This is a genomic window from Streptomyces sp. NPDC002490 (assembly GCF_040296045.1).
In the GTDB taxonomy this organism is placed as follows: Bacteria; Actinomycetota; Actinomycetes; order Streptomycetales; family Streptomycetaceae; genus Streptomyces.
The window spans coordinates 205,543-226,212 of record NZ_JBEOWM010000002.1 but is presented as its reverse complement, the minus strand read 5'-3'; the positions used below and the strand labels follow the sequence as shown (position 1 = coordinate 226,212).

Annotated in this window: 16 protein-coding genes and 2 tRNA genes; 16 read left to right on the top strand and 2 right to left on the bottom strand. The window is 70.8% G+C overall.

Annotated elements, in window-relative coordinates; genetic code table 11:
* Positions 1-544 precede the first annotated feature (544 nt).
* Positions 545-739, top strand: a complete 195-nt coding sequence (locus ABT092_RS02205; RefSeq protein ID WP_351238823.1) for a hypothetical protein — start codon at positions 545-547, stop codon at positions 737-739.
* A gap of 324 nt (positions 740-1,063) precedes the next feature.
* Here ABT092_RS02205 and ABT092_RS02200 read toward each other — a convergent pair.
* Positions 1,064-1,137 (bottom strand) — tRNA-Gly (locus ABT092_RS02200).
* A 150-nt stretch (positions 1,138-1,287) separates the two neighbouring features.
* Here ABT092_RS02200 and ABT092_RS02195 point away from each other — a divergent pair.
* From ABT092_RS02195 to clpX, 5 genes are all read left to right on the top strand, one after another.
* Positions 1,288-1,364 (top strand) — tRNA-Pro (locus tag ABT092_RS02195).
* 222 nt (positions 1,365-1,586) lie between these two features.
* On the top strand, positions 1,587-2,993 hold the full coding sequence (tig, locus tag ABT092_RS02190) for a trigger factor (RefSeq protein WP_351238769.1): 1,407 nt from the start codon (positions 1,587-1,589) through the stop codon (positions 2,991-2,993).
* A 344-nt stretch (positions 2,994-3,337) separates the two neighbouring features.
* Positions 3,338-3,946 carry an ATP-dependent Clp protease proteolytic subunit gene (locus ABT092_RS02185; protein ID WP_351238821.1) on the top strand — a complete coding sequence of 203 codons (609 nt, stop codon included), beginning with the start codon at positions 3,338-3,340 and terminating at the stop codon, positions 3,944-3,946.
* A 76-nt stretch (positions 3,947-4,022) separates the two neighbouring features.
* Positions 4,023-4,703 (top strand): ATP-dependent Clp protease proteolytic subunit, encoded by a 681-nt coding sequence (locus ABT092_RS02180; protein ID WP_351238767.1) that lies wholly within the window; start codon positions 4,023-4,025, stop codon positions 4,701-4,703.
* A 190-nt stretch (positions 4,704-4,893) separates the two neighbouring features.
* A complete protein-coding gene (gene clpX, locus ABT092_RS02175) occupies positions 4,894-6,180 on the top strand; it encodes an ATP-dependent Clp protease ATP-binding subunit ClpX (protein WP_351238765.1) in 1,287 nt (428 codons plus the stop codon).
* Between the two features lie 69 nt (positions 6,181-6,249).
* Here the strand turns inward: clpX and ABT092_RS02170 are convergent, their stop codons facing one another.
* Complete coding sequence (locus tag ABT092_RS02170; RefSeq protein ID WP_351238763.1) at positions 6,250-7,185, bottom strand: hypothetical protein; 936 nt, start codon at positions 7,183-7,185, stop codon at positions 6,250-6,252.
* 134 nt (positions 7,186-7,319) lie between these two features.
* Between ABT092_RS02170 and ABT092_RS02165 the strand changes: the two genes are divergently transcribed.
* From ABT092_RS02165 to ABT092_RS02120, 10 genes are all read left to right on the top strand, one after another.
* A complete protein-coding gene (locus ABT092_RS02165) occupies positions 7,320-9,944 on the top strand; it encodes a valine--tRNA ligase (protein WP_351238761.1) in 2,625 nt (874 codons plus the stop codon).
* Positions 9,945-10,091: 147 nt separating this feature from the next.
* Complete coding sequence (folC, locus tag ABT092_RS02160) at positions 10,092-11,648, top strand: bifunctional tetrahydrofolate synthase/dihydrofolate synthase (RefSeq protein WP_451361752.1); 1,557 nt, start codon at positions 10,092-10,094, stop codon at positions 11,646-11,648.
* A 3-nt stretch (positions 11,649-11,651) separates the two neighbouring features.
* Positions 11,652-12,020 carry a DUF4233 domain-containing protein gene (locus ABT092_RS02155; protein WP_351238759.1) on the top strand — a complete coding sequence of 123 codons (369 nt, stop codon included), beginning with the start codon at positions 11,652-11,654 and terminating at the stop codon, positions 12,018-12,020.
* 67 nt (positions 12,021-12,087) lie between these two features.
* Positions 12,088-12,501 (top strand): nucleoside-diphosphate kinase, encoded by a 414-nt coding sequence (gene ndk, locus ABT092_RS02150; RefSeq protein WP_351238757.1) that lies wholly within the window; start codon positions 12,088-12,090, stop codon positions 12,499-12,501.
* 325 nt (positions 12,502-12,826) lie between these two features.
* On the top strand, positions 12,827-13,846 hold the full coding sequence (locus ABT092_RS02145) for a rod shape-determining protein (RefSeq protein WP_351238755.1): 1,020 nt from the start codon (positions 12,827-12,829) through the stop codon (positions 13,844-13,846).
* A 149-nt stretch (positions 13,847-13,995) separates the two neighbouring features.
* Positions 13,996-14,943 (top strand): rod shape-determining protein MreC, encoded by a 948-nt coding sequence (gene mreC / locus ABT092_RS02140; RefSeq protein WP_351238753.1) that lies wholly within the window; start codon positions 13,996-13,998, stop codon positions 14,941-14,943.
* A gap of 10 nt (positions 14,944-14,953) precedes the next feature.
* On the top strand, positions 14,954-15,628 hold the full coding sequence (mreD, locus tag ABT092_RS02135; RefSeq protein ID WP_351238751.1) for a rod shape-determining protein MreD: 675 nt from the start codon (positions 14,954-14,956) through the stop codon (positions 15,626-15,628).
* Complete coding sequence (gene mrdA / locus ABT092_RS02130) at positions 15,625-17,799, top strand: penicillin-binding protein 2 (RefSeq protein WP_351238749.1); 2,175 nt, start codon at positions 15,625-15,627, stop codon at positions 17,797-17,799. Before mreD ends, mrdA begins: the two co-directional genes overlap by 4 nt.
* Positions 17,799-18,998 (top strand): rod shape-determining protein RodA, encoded by a 1,200-nt coding sequence (gene rodA / locus ABT092_RS02125; protein ID WP_351238747.1) that lies wholly within the window; start codon positions 17,799-17,801, stop codon positions 18,996-18,998. The genes mrdA and rodA overlap by 1 nt, the downstream gene beginning before the upstream one ends.
* 131 nt (positions 18,999-19,129) lie before the next feature.
* Positions 19,130-20,665: a CYTH and CHAD domain-containing protein gene (locus ABT092_RS02120; RefSeq protein WP_351238745.1), complete on the top strand. Its 1,536-nt coding sequence runs from the start codon at positions 19,130-19,132 to the stop codon at positions 20,663-20,665.
* Positions 20,666-20,670 lie beyond the last annotated feature (5 nt).

Below are 20,670 nucleotides of genomic sequence, written 5' to 3'. Positions count from 1 at the left end.
TATACTCCTTCATCATCCTTAAGTGGGTCATACCATCCACGGGCGGCGCTGGTGGAATGTCTCCCAATGGCCCATCGGGCGTCGTGTCCGGAGGTGTGGTGACCTGGTGGTGATCATGTTCGGGGTCCCCTCGCGTTGTGGCTTCCTCAACAATTCGAAATGCCTGCGAACATGATGCGTGAGTAGTGAAACCATCGAGGGGAATTCACTCGCGCGCGGGCCCGTGGAATTCTCCGCGTCGGGCCCGCGCCCCCGGACGCGCACCGGCCCTCCGCTCAACTGCTCGCCGTCCGCCCCCCTGTGACGACCGTTCCGGGCGCCTTGCCCTTCCGGCCCGCGTCGAGCGCCCCTCAAAGGGCGTCCGGGGGCGAGGGCGCCGGGGTGCGGGCCGGGTGGATCCGGCGGGCGCCGGAGGCCGCGGAGGACGACGTTCCGTCACGGCCCGCATGGTCGGGGTCCGTTGGTGGCACGATGGTTCTGGTGGGGTGTGCGAGAGCGGACACCCCGATCCGGGAGCGGAACCGACCGAGGGTGTGTGATCAGAGTGGCCATCTCGCTATCAGTGGTACTGCTGTTGGCGATCATCCTCGTGGTGTTGATACGGGGCGGGTCCCTGAAGGCGGGGCCGGCGGTCGTCGCGGTGCTCTTCGGCTTCTTCCTCGCGTCGACCGGGATGGCCGACGACATCCAGCGCTTCCTCAACGCGGTCGGCAACTCGATCGCCTCGATCGACTTCTGAGCCGGGCCCGTCGCCGGCACGTCCGGCCGCCCGCACCGGGCCGCGGCCCGGGTGGCGACGCGCCCGGGGCGTGACGGACCCCCGGGTGCACCGGCGCGGGCGCCCGGCCGCCCTCCGTCGCCCGCCCCCGTGTGCCCACGCGGCCGCCCCGGCGAACACGTGCCGTCACCCGACCGTGCACTCCGTCGCCGAGGCGTGCCGGGCGGGAGGCCGAAGGCGACGGGCGGGAGACGTCGCGGGCGGCCGGAAGCGAGCCGCCCGAGCCCGGGAGGAACGCGGCGAGGCCGGCCCGGGAACCCCGGGACCGGCCTCGATCGCACTGACTGGAGCGGGCGACGGGAATCGAACCCGCGTAGCTAGTTTGGAAGACTAGGGCTCTACCATTGAGCTACGCCCGCACGGACGAACCGCAGGTCATCGACCGCGACTCGATGTGCATCCTAGCGGGTCGCGGGCCCGGGGCGCACACCCGTTTCCGGTGATCGGGCCGCCCCGGAAAATGCGGCGGCCCCACTGCCTGCGGCCATGTACCCTACGTGTCGCACCGACGGGGTGTGGCGCAGCTTGGTAGCGCGTCCGCTTTGGGAGCGGAAGGCCGTGGGTTCAAATCCCGCCACCCCGACCACGCGAAGATCGCCTTTGGGGCGGTGTATCGCCTGCGGCTACTATGCACACTGCGCGCCCGTGTGTCCGCACGTTTTGTACGCAGCACTGCCCCGGCCGAGACGGTCGTGGCAGCTCTGTACACGCACACGTACGTCTCTCAGGGCCGCTACTGTGCCGAGGTTCCCCGTTCCGGGAGCGGCCCGGCAGACACCCCAGCAGTCAGCCACAAGGAGACCGAACCGTGAAGAGCGCCGTGGAGACCCTGAACCCGACCCGGGTTCGGCTCACTGTCGAGGTGCCCTTCGAGGAGCTCAAGCCCAGCCTCGACGCGGCGTACAAGAAGATCAACCAGCAGGTCACGGTGAAGGGCTTCCGCAAGGGCAAGATCCCCGCCCGGGTCATCGACCAGCGCTTCGGCCGCGGTGCGGTGCTGGAGGAGGCCGTCAACGACGCCCTCCCGAAGTTCTACACCGAAGCGGTCAACGAGGCCGAGCTGAACGTCCTGGGCCAGCCCGAGGTCGACATCACGGAGCTGAAGGACGGCGAGACGCTGAACTTCACCGCCGAGGTCGACGTCCGTCCGGCCATCGAGATCCCCGACTACTCGGGCATCGAGGTCGAGGTGGACGCGGTCGAGGTGACCGACGAGGACGTCGACAAGGCCGTCGAGGAGCTGCGCGGCCGCTTCGCCTCCACCTCTCCGGTCGAGCGCGCCGCCGCCGAGGGCGACGTCGTGACGATCGACCTGGAGGCCAAGGTCGACGGCGAGGTGCTCGACGACGGCGTCGCCAGCGGCGTCACCTACACCATCGGCTCCGGTGAGCTGCTGGACGGCGTCGACGACGCCGTGACGGGCCTGGAGGCCGGTGGCGAGGCCACCTTCACCTCCCAGCTCAAGGGCGGCTCGGCCGAGGGCAAGGACGCCGAGGTCAGCGTCAAGGTCACCCAGGTCGCCGCGCGCGAACTGCCCGAGCTGGACGACGAGTTCGCGCAGCTCGCCTCCGAGTTCGACACGCTGGACGAGCTGCGGGCGGACAGCCGCAAGCGCCTGGAGAACATGAAGCAGTACGACCAGGCGACCCAGGCCCAGGAGCGGGTGCTGGAGAAGCTGCTCGAACTGGTCGAGGTCCCCGTCCCCGAGAAGCTCCTTGAGGACGAGGTCAACACCCGCAAGCACAACCTGGAGCACCACCAGCTCGGCCAGATGGGCCTGACCCTCGACAAGTACCTGGAGATCCAGGGCAAGACCGCCGAGGAGTTCGAGGACGAGACCAAGGCCGCGGCGATCAAGGGCATCAAGACCCAGTTCGTCCTGGACGAGCTGGTCAGCAAGGAGAAGCTGAACGTCAACCAGGAGGAGCTCACCGAGCACCTCATGCGGCGGGCCGCTTCCTCCGGCATGTCCCCCGACCAGTTCGCCCAGGCGGTCGTCGAGGGCGGTCAGGTTCCGATGCTGGTGGGCGAGGTCGCCCGCGGCAAGGCGCTGGCCGTCGTGGTCGAGGCCGCCACGGTGAAGGACACCAACGGCGAGGTCGTCGACCTGGACGACGACGAGGACGAGGTCGCCGAGGCCACCGAGGTCGTCGAGGCCGCGGAAGGCACCGAGGCCGAGGCGAAGGCGGACAAGGGCGAGGCCCCCTCGGCCTGACCCCTCCCGCGGTTCGACGCCGTGGACCCCGAGCAGGGCCCGGAAGCGCATGCGCGCCTCCGGGCCCTGCTCCCGTTCGCGGGCCCGGCGACGGCGCCGCGACGGGGCCGGACGGCCCCCGCGGCGACGGCCCCGCCCCGCCCCGGCCACCTGCGCTGACAGCGAACAGTTCCCCGTGCGGGATGGCCCTCGGCCGCCATCGCGTTAGGGTCCATGAATACGAGGGCAGGGGAGCCCCCGTACCCGCCGCGACGCGGCGCAGCGCGGGGCCCCGTGCCCCAGCGGAAGACGTGAGACGGCCCGGCGCCGTCGTAAGACGAGCAGGTGGATACGTGACGAATCTGATGCCCTCCGCCGCCGGCGAGCCCTCCATCGGTGGTGGCCTCGGTGACCAGGTCTACAACCGGCTGCTCAACGAGCGGATCATCTTCCTCGGCCAGCCGGTCGACGACGACATCGCGAACAAGATCACCGCACAGCTGCTGCTCCTTGCCTCCGATCCGGAGAAGGACATCTACCTCTACATCAACAGCCCCGGCGGCTCGATCACCGCGGGCATGGCGATCTACGACACCATGCAGTACATCAAGAACGACGTGGTGACGATCGCCATGGGCATGGCGGCCTCGATGGGGCAGTTCCTGCTCAGCGCGGGCACCCCGGGCAAGCGCTTCGCCCTCCCGAACGCGGAGATCCTCATTCACCAGCCGTCCGCGGGCCTCGCGGGCTCCGCCTCGGACATCAAGATCCACGCGGAGCGGCTGCTGCACACCAAGAAGCGGATGGCCGAGCTGACCTCGTTCCACACCGGCCAGAGCGTGGAGCAGATCACCCGTGACTCGGACCGCGACCGTTGGTTCGACCCGATCGAGGCCAAGGAGTACGGCCTGATCGACGACATCATGCCCACCGCGGCGGGCATGCCGGGCGGCGGTGGCACCGGGGCGGCCTGAGCCGGCGCGGAAACCGGTCCCACCGAGCCCCCAGTCGACCGCCACGCGCCTCGGCGCCCTTCAGGAGAGTGACCCAATGAACGACTTCCCCGGCCGCGGCCTCTACGCCCGCACGGAGGCCGAGTACACCGGCCCCCGCGCTGAATCCCGCTACGTCATCCCCCGTTTCGTGGAGCGCACCTCCCAGGGCGTGCGCGAGTACGACCCGTACGCGAAGCTCTTCGAGGAGCGGGTGATCTTCCTCGGCGTCCAGATCGACGACGCCTCCGCCAACGACGTCATGGCGCAGCTGCTGTGCCTGGAGTCGATGGACCCGGACCGCGACATCTCCGTGTACATCAACAGCCCCGGCGGCTCGTTCACGGCGCTCACCGCGATCTACGACACCATGCAGTTCGTGAAGCCGGACATCCAGACCGTGTGCATGGGTCAGGCCGCCTCGGCGGCGGCGATCCTGCTGGCCGCCGGCACCCCGGGCAAGCGCATGGCGCTGCCCAACGCGCGGGTGCTGATCCACCAGCCGTACAGCGAGACGGGCCGGGGCCAGGTCTCCGACCTGGAGATCGCCGCGAACGAGATCCTGCGGATGCGCGCGCAGCTGGAGGAGATGCTCGCCAAGCACTCCACCACGCCGATCGAGAAGATCCGCGAGGACATCGAGCGCGACAAGATCCTGACGGCGGAGGACGCCCTGTCGTACGGTCTGATCGACCAGATCATCTCCACCCGGAAGATGAACAACTCCAAGGTCGTGTGACCCGCCACGGCATGATTTGCTGCCCCTTGACGTACCGTCGTCGTCTCCCGCTGAATCCGCCCGGGTTCACGGGAGACGACGCGAACCGCGCCAAGGGGGGCCCGAACGGGGGGCCCGGCAAGGTACCGTCGAATATGAGGCACCAGGAGTCGCTTGCACGGGCGTCTCCCAGGCGAAGGGGAAGCACCTCGTGGCACGCATCGGTGACGGCGGCGATCTGCTCAAGTGCTCGTTCTGCGGCAAGAGCCAGAAGCAGGTCAAGAAGCTCATCGCAGGCCCCGGTGTGTACATCTGCGACGAGTGCATCGACCTCTGCAACGAGATCATCGAAGAGGAACTCGCCGAGTCGAGCGAAGTGCGGTGGGAGGAACTCCCCAAGCCCCGCGAGATCTACGAGTTCCTGGAGGGCTACGTCGTCGGCCAGGAGGCCGCGAAGAAGGCCCTCTCGGTCGCGGTCTACAACCACTACAAACGCGTCCAGGCGGGAGAGAGCGCGAGCTCCCAAGGGCGCGACGACATCATCGAGTTGGGCAAGTCCAACATCCTGCTGCTGGGCCCCACCGGCTCCGGCAAGACGTTGCTCGCGCAGACGCTCGCCCGGATGCTGAACGTCCCGTTCGCCATCGCGGACGCGACCGCGCTCACCGAGGCCGGCTACGTCGGCGAGGACGTCGAGAACATCCTGCTGAAGCTGATCCAGGCGGCCGACTACGATGTCAAGAAGGCCGAGACCGGCATCATCTACATCGACGAGATCGACAAGGTCGCCCGCAAGAGCGAGAACCCGTCGATCACGCGTGACGTCTCCGGAGAGGGCGTCCAGCAGGCCCTGTTGAAGATCCTGGAGGGCACCACCGCCTCCGTGCCCCCGCAGGGCGGACGGAAGCACCCGCACCAGGAGTTCATCCAGATCGACACGACGAACGTGCTGTTCATCGTGGGTGGGGCGTTCGCCGGCCTGGAGAAGATCATCGAGTCGCGGGCGGGTGCCAAGGGCATCGGCTTCGGGGCGACCATCCGCTCCAAGCGGGAGATCGAGTCCAAGGACCAGTTCGAGAACGTCATGCCCGAGGACCTGGTCAAGTTCGGGATGATCCCGGAGTTCATCGGCCGGCTCCCGGTCATCACCTCGGTGCACAACCTGGACCGCGAGGCCCTCCTCCAGATCCTGGTGGAGCCCCGCAACGCCCTGGTGAAGCAGTACGAGCGGCTGTTCGAACTGGACGGCGTGGAGCTGGACTTCGAGCGGGACGCGCTGGAGGCCATCGCGGACCAGGCGATCCTGCGCCAGACGGGTGCCCGCGGTCTGCGCGCCATCATGGAGGAGGTCCTCCAGTCGGTGATGTACGAGGTGCCGTCCCGCAAGGACGTGGCCAGGGTGGTCATCACCGCGGACGTGGTGCACTCCAACGTCAACCCGACGCTGATCCCCCGGGACTCCCGGGGCCGCGGATCGGGCGAGCAGAAGAGCGCCTGACCCGCCGCACCGCACGAACGGGCCCCGGACGATCCGTCGTCCGGGGCCCGTTCGTCTGCCGGCGGTCAGTCAGTCCTTGACCCGGATGTCCTTGCGGAGGTCCGCCGTCACCTGCGCCGAGACGTTCAGCGAGACGCCGTTGCCGCTCTCCGCGGGGATCACCATGGCCAGCGTGCTGTAGTCGGCCCACATGCAGATGTACTGGGTGTCGATCTTGCCGTCCCGGTCCTTGGCCTGGGCCTGCTGGCACTTGAACACCGCGCCGTCCCCGTTGTCCGGCTCGACCGTCTTGACCTCACCGACCACCTTGAGCTGCTCGGCCTTCTCCTGGGCCATGGAGGCGAAGGAGGCGTCGACGGCGGCCTCCGGGTCCTTCACCTTGCCGTAGAGACCGATGAAGGTGACCGCCTTGGAGGAGGCGATCTGCTTCGGTGTGGGCTGGGCGCCGGGGGACAGGTCGATCGTGGCCCACATGGCGGAGACCGCCTTGGCGCCGGTGACCCCGCTCTTGGCGAGTTCCTTGCCGGTGTCCGAGGAAGAGGCGTCCTCGGCGGGCTTCTCGGGGGTCAGCCGCTTGTACTCGCCGTTGATCACCTTCTCCGGGATGGTCAGCTTGTGCGGGCCGTCGTCCGCGAGGCCGGACTCCCCGCCGCCCAACACCAGGAACGCCCCGAGGCCGGCCGCGGCGACCACGGCGACCGCCACGCCGATGATCAGCCCGGTCTTCTTCTTGCCGCCCGCCGGCACCGGCTGCTGCGGGAAGCCGTACCCCGGCTGACCCGGCTGCTGGGGGAAGCCGTAGCCGGGCTGCGGGGGCTGGCCGTGCTGCTGCGGCTGGCCGTAGCCCGGCTGGGCCTGGCCGTACCCGGGCTGGGGAGGCTGCTGGGGGTAGCCGTAGCCGGGCTGCGGGGCCTGCGGCGGCTGGCCGTAAGGACCCGGCTGGCCGTACGGCCCCGGCTGCCCCGGCTGGCCGCCGCCGTACGGGCCCGGCTGGTGGTTGCTCATGGAACGTTCCTCCCCGATGTTTATGTGCTTCCGACATCCTGACCCAACGCCCGGGCGCGGGGCAGCGGCGGGGTGGGCACCGTTACGAAACCCGTGGTTTCTGCACGGGACCGTGACGCCCCTAAACTGGGCGCGTGACCGAGAACTCTCAGCAGCAGAACCAGAGCCCCAGCACCGAACTGCCGACCCAGTACGCGCCGGCCGAGGTAGAGGGGAAGCTCTACGAGCGCTGGGTGGAGCGCGGTTACTTCGAAGCGGACGAGAAGAGCGACAAGCCGCCGTTCACCGTCGTCATCCCGCCGCCCAACGTCACCGGCAGCCTGCACCTCGGGCACGCCTTCGAGCACACGCTGATCGACGCCGCCACCCGCCGCAAGCGGATGCAGGGCTTCGAGACCCTGTGGCAGCCCGGCATGGACCACGCGGGCATCGCCACCCAGAACGTCGTCGAGCGCGAACTGGGCAAGGAGGGCAAGTCCCGGCACGACCTCGGCCGGGAGGCGTTCGTCGAGCGGGTGTGGCGGTGGAAGGAGGAGTCCGGCGGGCAGATCTCCGGTCAGATGCGTCGCCTCGGTGACGGCGTGGCCTGGTCGCGGGAGCGCTTCACCATGGACGAGGGCCTCTCCCGGTCCGTCCAGACGATCTTCAAGCGGCTCTTCGACGACGAGCTGATCTACCGGGCCGAGCGCATCATCAACTGGTGCCCCCGCTGCCTCACCGCCATCTCGGACATCGAGGTCGAGTACCAGGACGACGACGGCGAGTTGGTCTCCATCCGCTACGGCGAGGGCGAGGACTCCCTGGTCGTGGCGACCACCCGGGCCGAGACGATGCTCGGGGACACCGCGGTCGCCGTCCACCCCGAGGACGAGCGCTACCGCCACCTCGTCGGCCGGACCATCGCCCTGCCGCTCACCGACCGGCGCATCCCGGTGGTGGCGGACACGCACGTCGACCCCGAGTTCGGCACCGGCGCCGTCAAGGTGACCCCGGCGCACGACCCCAACGACTTCGAGATCGGCCAGCGCCACGACCTGCCCACGGTCACGGTGATGGACGAGCACGCCGTCATCACCACCCCCGGCCCGTTCCAGGGACTGGACCGGCTGGAGGCCCGCAGCGCCATCGTCGCCGCGCTCCGCGCCGAGGGCCGGATCGTGGCCGAGAAGCGCCCGTACGTCCACTCCGTGGGCCACTGCTCGCGCTGCAAGACCACCATCGAGCCCCGGCTCTCCCTCCAGTGGTGGGTCAAGGTCGCCCCGCTCGCCCAGGCCGCCGGGGACGCGGTGCGCAGCGGCGAGGTGGCGATCCACCCGCAGGAGATGGAGAAGCGGTACTTCGACTGGGTGGACAACCTGCACGACTGGTGCATCTCGCGCCAGCTGTGGTGGGGCCACCGCATTCCGGTCTGGTACGGCCCGGACGGCGAGGTCGTCTGCGTCGGCCCGGACGAGGAGCCGCCGTCCGGCGAGGGCTGGCACCAGGACACCGACGTCCTCGACACCTGGTTCTCCTCCGGCCTGTGGCCGTTCTCCACCCTCGGCTGGCCCGAGCGCACCGAGAGCCTCGCGAAGTTCTATCCGAACTCCATCCTGGTCACCGGCTACGACATCCTGTTCTTCTGGGTCACCCGGATGATGATGTTCGGCCTCTACGCGATGGACGGCACCCCGCCGTTCAAGACCGTGGTGCTGCACGGCATGGTCCGCGACCAGTTCGGCAAGAAGATGTCGAAGTCCTTCGGCAACGCGGTCAACCCGCTGGACTGGATGGACACGTACGGCTCCGACGCGCTGCGCTTCACGCTGGCGCGCGGCGCCAACCCGGGCGTGGACGTGCCGATCGGCGAGGACTGGGTGCAGGGCTCCCGGAACTTCGCCAACAAGATCTGGAACGCGACCCGGTTCGCGCTGATGAACGGGGCCACCGTCGAGGGCGAACTGCCGCCCGTCGAGCAGCTCTCCGCGACGGACCGGTGGATCCTCTCCCGGCTCAACGCCACCATCGCCGAGGTCGACGCCCTCTACGAGGACTACCAGTTCGCCAAGCTCTCCGACGCGCTGTTCCACTTCGCGTGGGACGAGGTCTTCGACTGGTACGTGGAGCTGTCCAAGACCACGTTCATGGCCGGCGGCGAGGCGGCCCGGGTCTCCGGACGGGTCCTCGGCGAGGTCCTCGACGTGACGCTGCGGCTGCTGCACCCGATCGTCCCGTTCGTGACCGAGACCCTGTGGACCACCCTCACCGGGGGCGAGTCCGTGGTGATCGCCGCCTGGCCCGAGGACAGCGGCTTCCGGGACCCCGCCGCCGAGCGGGAGATCGGCACCGTCCAGCAGCTGGTCACCGAGGTCCGCCGCTTCCGCGCCGACCAGGGACTCCAGCCCGGCCAGCGGGTGCCCGCGCGGCTGACCCTGGACGGCTCGCCGCTGGCCCCGCACGAGGCCGCCGTCCGGCAGCTGCTGCGGCTCCAGCCGGAGGGCGAGGGCTTCGCCGCCACGGCCACCCTGCCGGTGGCGGGCGTCGAGGTGGCCCTGGACCTGTCGGGCACCATCGACGTGGCCGCCGAGCGCAAGCGGCTCGCCAAGGACCTGGCCGCCGCCGAGAAGGAGAAGGCGCAGGCCACGGCCAAGCTCGGCAACGAGGCGTTCCTGGCCAAGGCGCCCGATCAGGTGGTCGACAAGATCCGCGGTCGGCTCGCCAAGGCGGAGGAGGACATCGTCCGCATCGAGGCGCAGCTGGAGCGGCTCCCCGCCGCCTGACGGCCACCGGGAGCACCAATCCGCACCCCCCGGCCCGGCCCGGTCCCCGCGACCGGCGCCGGGCCGGGGCGTTCCCGGGTGCCCCCGGCCGCCGCGGATCCGACGGCCGGTGCGCCGCTGTCGGCGGGGCTCCGTAGACTGGCCCCCGTGAGCGAGTTCCCCCCTGACGACCCGGACCGTGCCCCCTCGGACCCCGTGGACGGGTTCCCCGACGACGAGGCCGGCGGGTTCGACCGCTTCGACGAGATCGTCGAGGCCGAGACCGACCGCGACCCCGACCTCGCGGTGATCGAGGCGGGGAGCCGCACCCTGCGCACCCAGGGCGGTGCGGGCGAGCAGGACCTGCCCGGCCGCCCCGAGGACCCCGAGGTCGACCGGGCGCTGCGCGAGGTGGAGACGGAGTTGGCGTCCCGCTGGGGCGAGACCAAGCTGGAGCCGTCCGTCCGGCGCATCGCCGCGCTGATGGACGTCCTGGGCGAGCCGCAGCGCTCGTACCCGTCGATCCACATCACCGGCACCAACGGCAAGACCTCCACCGCCCGCATGATCGAGGCCCTGCTCGGCGCCTTCGACCTGCGCACCGGCCGGTACAGCTCGCCCCACGTGCAGTCGATCACCGAGCGGATCAGTCTGGACGGGGCCCCGATCGCCCCCGAACGGTTCGTGGAGACGTACCGGGACGTCCAGCCGTACGTGGAGATGGTCGACGCCCAGCAGGACTACCGGCTCTCCTTCTTCGAGGTGCTGACCGCCATGGCGTACGCGGCCTTCGCGGACGCCCCCGTCGACGTGGCGGTGGTCGAGGTCGGCATGGGCGGCGCCTGGGACGCCACCAACGTCATCGACGCCTCGGTGGCCGTGGTGACCCCCATCGACCTGGACCACACCGACCGGCTGGGCTCCACGCCCGGGGAGATCGCGGTCGAGAAGTCCGGGATCGTCAAGCCGGGCGCGACGGTGATCCTGGCCCAACAGCCGGTCGACGCGGCGCAGGTGCTGCTGAAGAAGGCCGTCGGGGTCGACGCCACGGTGGCCCGCGAGGGGCTGGAGTTCGGGGTGCTGGCCCGACAGGTCGCAGTGGGCGGGCAGTTGCTCAACCTGCGCGGCCTCGGCGGCGAGTACGAGGAGGTCTTCCTCCCGCTGCACGGCATTCACCAGGCGCACAACGCGGCCGTGGCGCTCGCCGCGGTGGAGGCGTTCTTCGGGGTCGGCGCCCAGCACGCGCGCCCGCTGGACGTGGACACGGTCCGCAAGGCGTTCGCCGCGGTCACCTCTCCGGGGCGGCTGGAGGTCGTCCGCCGTTCGCCGACGGTGGTCCTGGACGCCGCGCACAACCCGGCCGGCGCCCGGGCGGTGGCCGAGTCGCTGGGCGAGGCCTTCGGCTTCAGCCGGCTGATCGGCGTGGTGGCGACCAGCGCCGAGAAGGACGCCCGGGGGCTGCTCGAAGCCTTCGAGCCGGTCTTCGCGGAGGTCGTCGTCACCCAGCACTCCACCCACCGCGCGCTGGGCGCCGACGAACTCGCCGCGATCGCGGTGGAGGTGTTCGGCGAGGACCGGGTCCAGGTGGAGCCCCGGCTCGACGACGCCATCGAGGCGGCGGTCACCCTCGCCGAGGAGGAGGGCGAGTTCTCCGGCGGGGGAGTGCTCGTCACCGGTTCCGTGTTCACCGTCGGCGACGCCCGACTGCTCCTCGGGAGGGGCTGACCCATGCGCACCCTGTGTTCGTCCACCCTGCTCGCCGAGTTCTTCGTGATCGGGTTCGCCGGGCTGGTCGCGATGAAGGACCCGGACCTCTCCGCGGGCACGGTGTGGACCGTGTGCGGGGTGCTGATGGTGCTCAGCCTGCTGCTGTGCGGCATGGTCGGCCGGGAGACGGGGGTGCGGCTCGGCTGGGCGCTCCAGGTCCTGTTGGTCGCCGCCGGGTTCTACGTCCCGGTGATGTTCGTGCTGGGCGTCTGCTTCGGCGTGCTGTGGTGGGCCTCGATCCACTTCGGCCGGAAGGTCGACGAGGCGAAGGCCCGGTGGGCGGCGATGAGCGAGGAGTCCACGGTCAGCCCAGGGCCTGACGCTGCGTGACGGTATCCGGTGCCTTGCCTGTACCCTCTGAGCACTCGCACACCGGTGATCGAAGGAGTCCACACCCATGACCCAGCGCAGCCTCGTCCTCCTCAAGCCCGACGCCGTCCAGCGCGGTCTGGTGGGCGAGATCGTCGGCCGCATCGAGCGCAAGGCGGGCTGGCGGATCACCGCGCTGGAACTGCGCACCCTGGACGGGGCGACCCTGGAGCAGCACTACGCCGAGCACGTCGGCAAGGTCTTCTACGAGCCGCTGATCGCCTTCATGTCCTCCGGCCCGGTGGTCGCGCTGGTGGTGGAGGGCGAGCGGGTCATCGAGGGCATCCGCACGCTGGCCGGCCCCACCGACCCGATCGCGGCGGCCCCCGGTTCCATCCGCGGCGACTTCGGCACCGTCACCCGGGAGAACCTGATCCACGCCTCGGACTCCGAGGAGTCGGCGGAGCGCGAGCTGAAGATCTTCTTCCCCGGTCTCGTCTGACCGGCCCCCGCGGCCCGGGCCCGTGCGGGGCCCAGTGCCGCCCGCACACCGGCGAGCGCTGACACCCCCTCACGGCGCCCGGCCCCACCGGGGAGCGACCCTTCGGACATGTGCACGCCGATCGGGGGAACGCATGGCTCCATCCGCACGTCCCCCATAGCGGGGCGACGGTTCATCTGCTGACAATGGCGAAGACCCTCGCGCCGTGTCCGTGCAGGCGAGACTACGATGGAAGCCTCCACGCCACACAGCACACACACGCCGACCTGAGGAGCACTCATGTGCTCCGTCCGGGAAGGCCAGACGCATCCTCTTGGGGAACAACATGTCGTTCATCGGCCGTGACATGGCTGTCGACCTCGGGACCGCCAACACGCTGGTGTACGTCAGGGGCCGGGGGATCGTGCTCAACGAGCCGTCCGTGGTCGCGATCAACACCAACACCGGTGGCATCCTCGCGGTCGGCTCGGAAGCGAAGAAGATGATCGGGCGCACCCCGGGCAACATCGTGGCCGTGCGCCCCCTGAAGGACGGGGTGATCGCCGACTTCGAGATCACCGAGCGGATGCTCCGCTACTTCATCCTGAAGATCCACAAGCGGCGCTACCTCGCCCGTCCCCGGGTCGTCGTCTGCGTGCCCTCGGGCATCACGGGCGTCGAACGCCGTGCGGTCATCGAGGCGTCCTCCCAGGCCGGTGCCCGGCAGGTGCACATCATCGAGGAGCCCATGGCCGCCGCCATCGGCTCGGGGCTCCCGGTCCACGAGGCCACCGGCAACATGGTGGTGGACATCGGCGGCGGCACCACCGAGGTCGCGGTGATCTCCCTCGGCGGCATCGTCACGGCCCAGTCGATCCGGGTCGCCGGCGACGAACTGGACAACGCGATCATCCAGCACATCAAGAAGGAGTACAGCCTCCTGCTGGGCGAGCGCACCGCCGAACAGATCAAGATCACCATCGGCTCCGCGTACGACCTCGATCAGGACGAGCACACCGAGATCCGCGGCCGCGACCTGGTCTCGGGCCTGCCCAAGACCGTGGTCATCTCGGCCGCCGAGGTCCGCAAGGCCATCGAGGAACCCGTGAACGCGATCGTGGACGCGGTGAAGACCACCCTCGACAAGTGCCCGCCCGAACTCTCCGGCGACGTCATGGACCGGGGCATCGTCCTGACCGGCGGCGGCGCCCTGCTGCGCGGCCTCGACGAGCGGCTGCGCCGCGAGACCGGCATGCCGATCCACATCGCCGAGGACCCGCTCGACTCCGTCGCGCTCGGCTCCGGCAAGTGCGTCGAGGAGTTCGAGGCGCTCCAGCAGGTGCTGGACGCCCAGCCCCGCAGGTGAGCCGCCGGCCCGCCCCCACGCCACGACGGTGACCGTCGCAGCCGCGGGGGAGCGGTCGGCCGTCCGGCTCGCCGGACGGCCGGGAGGACCACAGCCACCGATTTCCGTACGCTCCGCACATTCCGACGAGGAAGGCACGGCCGCCGCACGTGAGGGACACACGAGAGAGCCGACTGCTCCTGGTGCTGCTGGTCGTCATCGCGTTCGCGCTGATCACCGTGGACATCAGGGGCGGGGAGGACTCCCCGGTCGACGGCGCCCGCCGGGCCGCCGCCACGGTGCTGGGCCCGGTGCAGGACGGGGTGTCCTCGGCGGTCGACCCCATCGGCAACGCCATCGGCGCCGTCCGCGACTCCGGTGAACGGCACGACCGGATCGCCGTCCTGGAACGCGAGAACGCCGCCCTCAAGGCCCGCCTCGGCAGCGACGACCGCAACCGCAGCCGGGTCCGCCAACTCGACGCCCTGCTGAAGAAGGCCGGCGCCGGCCGGTACGGCATCAAGGCCGCCGAGGTCATCGGCATAGGAGCCGCCCAGGGCTTCTCCTGGACCGTCACCCTCGACGTCGGCGCCCGCGACGGCGTCACCCGCGACATGACCGTCCTCAACGGCGACGGACTCGTCGGCCGGGTCACCACCGTCGGCCCCTCCACCGCCACCGTGCTGCTCGCCAACGACCCCGACTTCACCGTCGGCACCCGCATGGAGAAGACCGACGAGCTCGGCTTCACCTCCGGCGGCGGCGACGGCCCGCTGCGCGTCAGCCTGCTCAACGGCAAGTCCAAGGTGAAGAAGGGCGACCGGCTCGTCACCTTCGGCTCCAGCGCCGACAAGCCGTTCGTCCCCGGCGTCCCGGTCGGCCGGGTGGTCCGCGTCGACCCCTCCGGCGGCGACCTCACCCGCACCGTCTACGTCGAGCCCTACGTCGGCTTCACCAAGCTCGACATCGTCGGCATCGTCGTCGAGGCCCCCCGCGAGGACCCCCGGGACGCGGTGCTGCCGCCCGCCCCGAAGCCCACGCCCACGCCGACCGTGACGGTCACCGTCACCCCGTCCGCGCAGGCGCCCGGCCAGGCCGGGCAGACCGCAGAGCAGTAGGAGCCCGACCATGCGCGTCAACCGGATGCTGCTCTCGGCCACCCTGGTGGTGGCCGCCCTGGTCGTCCAGGTGAGCGTCCTCGCCCGGCTGCAACTGCCCGGCGCCGTCCCCGACCTGTTGTTGCTCACCGTCGTCGGCCTCGCCCTGGTCTACGGGCACGTCGGCGGCACACTGATCGGCTTCGGCGCCGGACTCCTCGCCGACCTGGCGCCCCCCGCCGACCACGCGGTCGGCCGCTACGCGCTGGTGCTGTGCGTGATCGGCTACCTCGCCGGACTCGCCAAACCGGAGACCGGCCGGCTCCAGTCCGCGCTCGGGCCGATGGTCGTCGTGGTCGGCTCCGCCGTCGGTTCCACCCTGCTCTACGCGGGCGTCGGCGCCCTCGTCGGCGACACCGCCGCCCGCCACGTGGGCCTCGGCGGCCTGCTGTTCACCGCGGCGCTGTACGACCTGCTGCTCGCGCCGTTCACCGTGCCGTTCATCATGGCGCTCGCCCGCCGCCTCGACAACGATCCGCTCGCCGAGACCAACGCCGCGGCCAAGAGCGACGTCTCCGCCGGCTGGCTCGCCTCCGGCACCGGACTGCGGATCGGCAGCCAGCGCGGCGGACTGCGCGCCAAGGCGGCCCGGGCCCGGGTGGCCCGCGCCGGCCGCATCAAGGTCAAGGGGGCCAAGCGACTGTGACCAACATCCCGGAGACCGGCCGCACCCCGCGGGTCCAGATCCGACTCGTCGTCATCCAGGTGCTCGTGGTCTCCCTGCTGCTCACCCTCGGCGGACGGCTCTGGTACCTCCAGATCCGCAACGGCGAGGAGTTCGCGGCCGAGGCGGACGGCAACGGCGTCCAGCGCGTGGTGCAACCCGCCGTGCGCGGCTCCATCCTCGACGCCCGCGGCGTGCCCCTCGCCGACAACGAGACCCGGCTGGTGGTCTCCGCCTCCCGCACCGACCTGATGAAGATGGACGACGACGGCAAGGCCGTCCTCACCAAGCTCGCCGGGGTCCTCGGCGTACGGCCCAAGGAGATCACCGACAAGGTCCGGCTCTGCGACGCCGAGACCCCCCAGCCCTGCTGGAACGGTTCCCCCTACCAGCCCATCCCCATCACCGACGAGGCCACCCCCAAGCAGGCCCTCCAGATCCGCGAGCGCGCCGAGGACTTCCCCGGCATCACCGCCGAACCCACCGCGGTGCGCCGCTACACCGCCCCCGGCGACGCCAACACCGCACAGGTCCTCGGCTACCTCTCGCCCGTCACCGACGTCGAGATCGAGAAGGCCAAGGACAGCGAATCCCCCTACCTGCGCTCCGACCAGGTCGGCCGCAGCGGCCTGGAGCGCCAGTACGACAAGGCGCTGCGCGGCAAGGCCGGCGTCACCCGCTACGAGGTCGACAACCTCGGCCGCGTCATGGGCCAGGCCAAGAGCGACAAGGCCGAACCCGGGGCCAACGTCGTCACCAGCATCGACGCCCGCATCCAACGGATCGCCGAGTACGAGCTGAACGAGGCGCTCAAGGAAGCCCGCAAGGTCTACGACGACAACACCAGCATGAACTACAAGGCCGACTCCGGCGCCATCGTCGTCATGGAGGCCAAGACCGGCCGGGTGGTGGCCATGGCCTCCAACCCCACCTACGACCCCAACGCCTGGGTCGGCGGCATCACCGCCAAGGACTACGCGAAGCTCACCGGCAAGTCCTCCAACTACCCGCTGCTCAACCGCGCCATCCAGGGCCAGGCCGCCCCCGGCTCCATCTTCAAGGTGATCCCGGTCGCCGCCGCGGTGAAGGCCGGCTACGGGTTCAACGACCGCTACGAGTGCTCCAGCTCCTACGCCATCGGCGGCCAGGTCTTCAACAACTTCGAGTCCAAGGGCTACGGTTCGATCGACCTCGGCCAGGCCCTGGAGGTCTCCTGCGACACCGTCTTCTACCGCCTCGCCCACCAGGAGTGGCAGCGCGACGGCGGCCTCAAGCCCAAGAAGGGCGCCAAGGACTGGTTCTACGAGACCGCCCACGAGTTCGGCCTCGGCGCGGAGACCGGCATCGACCTCCCCAACGAGGTCACCGGCCGGGTCCCCGACCGCCAGTGGAAGCGCGACTTCTGGAAGGCCAACAAGGACGCCTGGTGCAAGACCGGCAAGAAGGGCGGCGACTTCCTCCAGCAGCTCTCCTACGAGAACTGCCTCGAAGGCAACCTCATGCGCGCCGGTGACTCCGTCAACTACAGCATCGGCCAGGGCGACACCCTCGTCACCCCCATCCAGATGGCCTCCATCTACGCCGGCATCGCCAACGGCGGCACCATGCACCACCCCACCGTCGGCAAGGCCGTCATCAGCGCCGACGGCAAGGAGATCACCGAGATCGAGCCCAAGGTGCAGCGCAAGCTCCCGGTGTCCCGCAAGACCCTCGCCGAGATAGACGAAGCCCTCGAAGGCGTCGCCACCCGCGGCACCGCCGCCTGGCGGTTCACCGGCTGGCCCCAGGACGAGATCCCCATGCACGCCAAGACCGGCACCGCCGAGGTCCACGGCAAGCAGACCACCTCCTGGTTCGCCAGCTACACCGACGACTACGCCATCGTCATGACCATCGCCCAGGGCGGCACCGGCTCCGGCGCCTCCGCACCCGCCGTCCGCAACGTCTACAACGCCCTGTACGGGGTCAGCCCCGAAGGCGCGATCGACCCCAAGAAGGCCCTCCTGCCCCAGCCCCAGAAGAGCCTGCCCAAGATCCAGCGGGACGGCACCATCGACGCCCCCAAGCTCGCCCCCTACAAGGGGCAGCCCGAACCGTCCCCCACCGCCCGGGCCCTCGCCGGACCCCCGGCGACGACCGGGAGGCGCGACTGATGAGCGGCACCAACGGCTTCTCCGTCTCCCGGTACGGCCCCGAACGCTCCTGGCTGACCCGGGCCACCGCCCGGGACAGCCTGCTGCGCCGCCTCGACTGGCCGATACTGCTCTGCGCCACGGCGCTCTCGCTCATCGGCGCCGTCCTCGTCTACTCCGCCACCCGCAACCGCACCGAACTCAACGAGGGCGACCCCTACTACTTCCTCCTGCGCCACCTGCTCAACACCGGCATCGGCGTCGTCCTGATGATCGGCACCATCTGGCTCGGCCACCGCACCCTGCGCACCGTGGTGCCCTTCCTGTACGGCCTCTCCGTGCTGCTGGTGCTGCTGGTGCTCACCCCGCTGGGCGCCACCATCAACGGCGCCCGGGCCTGGATCGTCATCGGCGGCGGCTTCTCCCTCCAGCCCGCCGAGTTCGTGAAGATCACGATCATCCTGGGCATGGCGATGCTGCTGGCCGCCCGGGTCGACGCCGGCGACCGGCTCCACCCCGACCACCGCACCGTCGTCCAGGCCCTCGGGCTCGCCGCCGTCCCCATCGCGGTCGTGCTGCTGATGCCCGACCTCGGCTCGGTCATGGTGATGGTGATGATCGTGCTGGGGGTGCTGCTGGCCTCGGGCGCCTCCAACCGCTGGATCTTCGGCCTGCTGGGCGCCGGCGCCCTCGGCGCCGTCGCCGTCTGGCAGCTCAACGTGCTCGACGAGTACCAGATCAACCGGTTCGCCGCCTTCGCCAACCCCGCCCTCGACCCGGCCGGCGTCGGCTACAACACCAACCAGGCCCGCATCGCCATCGGCTCCGGCGGCCTCGCCGGCATGGGCCTGTTCAAGGGCACCCAGACCACCGGCCAGTTCGTCCCCGAACAACAGACCGACTTCGTGTTCACGGTCGCCGGCGAGGAACTCGGCTTCATCGGCGGCGGACTGATCATCCTGCTCCTCGGCGTCCTGCTCTGGCGCGCCTGCCGCATCGCCCGCGAGACCACCGAGCTGTACGGCACCGTGGTCGCCGCCGGCATCATCGCCTGGTTCGCGTTCCAGTCCTTCGAGAACATCGGCATGGCGCTCGGCATCATGCCCGTCGCCGGCCTCCCGCTGCCCTTCGTCTCCTACGGCGGCACCTCGATGTTCGCCGTCTGGATCGCGGTCGGACTCCTCCAGTCCATCCGCGTCCAACGCCCCCTCTCGGCGTAGGACCTGCCTCCCGGCCCACCTCGGGGCCCGGGAGGCACCCCCGGGAGGCACCCCCGACCCATCGCTCCCGCCCGTCCCGACCCGGCCCGCGAGGTCTGCCGAACCGGGTGGAATCCGACTAGATTCTGTACATGGCGGATATACAACGCGAGATCGAGCGGAAGTACGAAGCCACCGACCCGGACGCCGGCGCCCCGGCCCTCCCGGACCTCACCACCGTGCGCGGCGTGCACGCCGCCGTCCCCCGCGGCACCCACGACCTGGACGCCGTCTACTACGACACCGCCGACCAGCGCCTCGCCCGGCACGCGGTCACCCTGCGCCGCCGCACCGGGGGCACCGACGCCGGCTGGCACCTCAAGCTCCCCGTCACCGAGGACGTCCGCGACGAGATCCACGCCCCGCTCTCCCCCGCGGTGCCGCGCACCCTCCTCGCGCTGACCCGCTCCCGCACCCGGGGCGCCGCCCTGGTGCCCGTCGTTCGACTCCGTTCCGCCCGCGACCTCGTCCACCTCCTTGACGCCGACGGCACCCTCCTCGCCGAGGTCAGCGTGGACACCGTCCGCGCCGACCGCCTCACCGACGGCGACGCCACCACCGGCTGGACCGAGATCGAGGTCGAACTCGCCCCCGACCGGGACCCGGCCCTCCTCGACGCCCTCGACAAGAGACTCCGCAAGGCCGGCCTGCGCCGCAGCGCCTCCGCCTCCAAACTCGCCCGCGCCCTCGCCGAGACCGCCCCCCACCCGCCCCCGGCGACCGCCCCGCCCGACCCCCACCGGGGCACCGCGGCCGAACCCGTCCTCGCCTACCTCACCGCCCAACGGGACGCCCTCGTCCTGCTCGACCCCGCCGTCCGCCTGGGCACCCACGACTCCGTGCACCGCATGCGCGTCGCCACCCGCCGCGCCCGCAGCACCTTCCGCTCCTACTCCCGGGTGCTCGACCGCACCGCCACCGACCACCTCGCCGCGGAGCTCAAGTGGCTCGCCGGCGAACTCGGCGTCGACCGCGACGCCGAAGTCCTCACCGAACGCCTCACCGGCCACTTCGCCGAACTGCCCCGCCCCCACCTGGTCGGCCCCGTCCGCACCCGCCTGCGCACCTGGGCGAACGCCCGCCGCGGCGGCTCCCGGCGCCGACTGGCCGCGCTCCTCAACAGCCGGCGCTACCTCGCCCTCCTGGACTCCCTGGACGCGCTGATCGCCCGCCCGCCGCTGCGGCCCGCCGCCGCCAAGGACCCGGCCAAGGCGATCCACCGGGCCGCCCGCAAGGACTTCGACCGACTGGCCGACCTGATCGAGGAGGCGTTCCGGCAGCCCGCCGGCCCCGCCCGCGACCAGGCCCTGCACGAAGCCCGCAAGAAGGCCAAGCGCCTGCGCTACGCCGCCGAAGCCGCCCTCGACACCCTCGGCGGCCCCGCGAAACGGGCCATCCGCGGCGCCAAGGACCTCCAGGACCTGCTCGGCGAACACCAGGACAGCTACATGACCCGGCTGACCCTGCGGGAGCTCGCCGCCCAGGCCCACGCCGCCGGCGAGAGCTCCTTCACCTACGGACTGGTCTACGGCCACGAGGAGAGCCGGGCCGCCAGGTACGAGGCCGAACTCCCCGCGGCGTGGGAGGCCGCCGAACGGGCCACCCGGGCGCTGCGCGGAACGCGCTAGGCTTG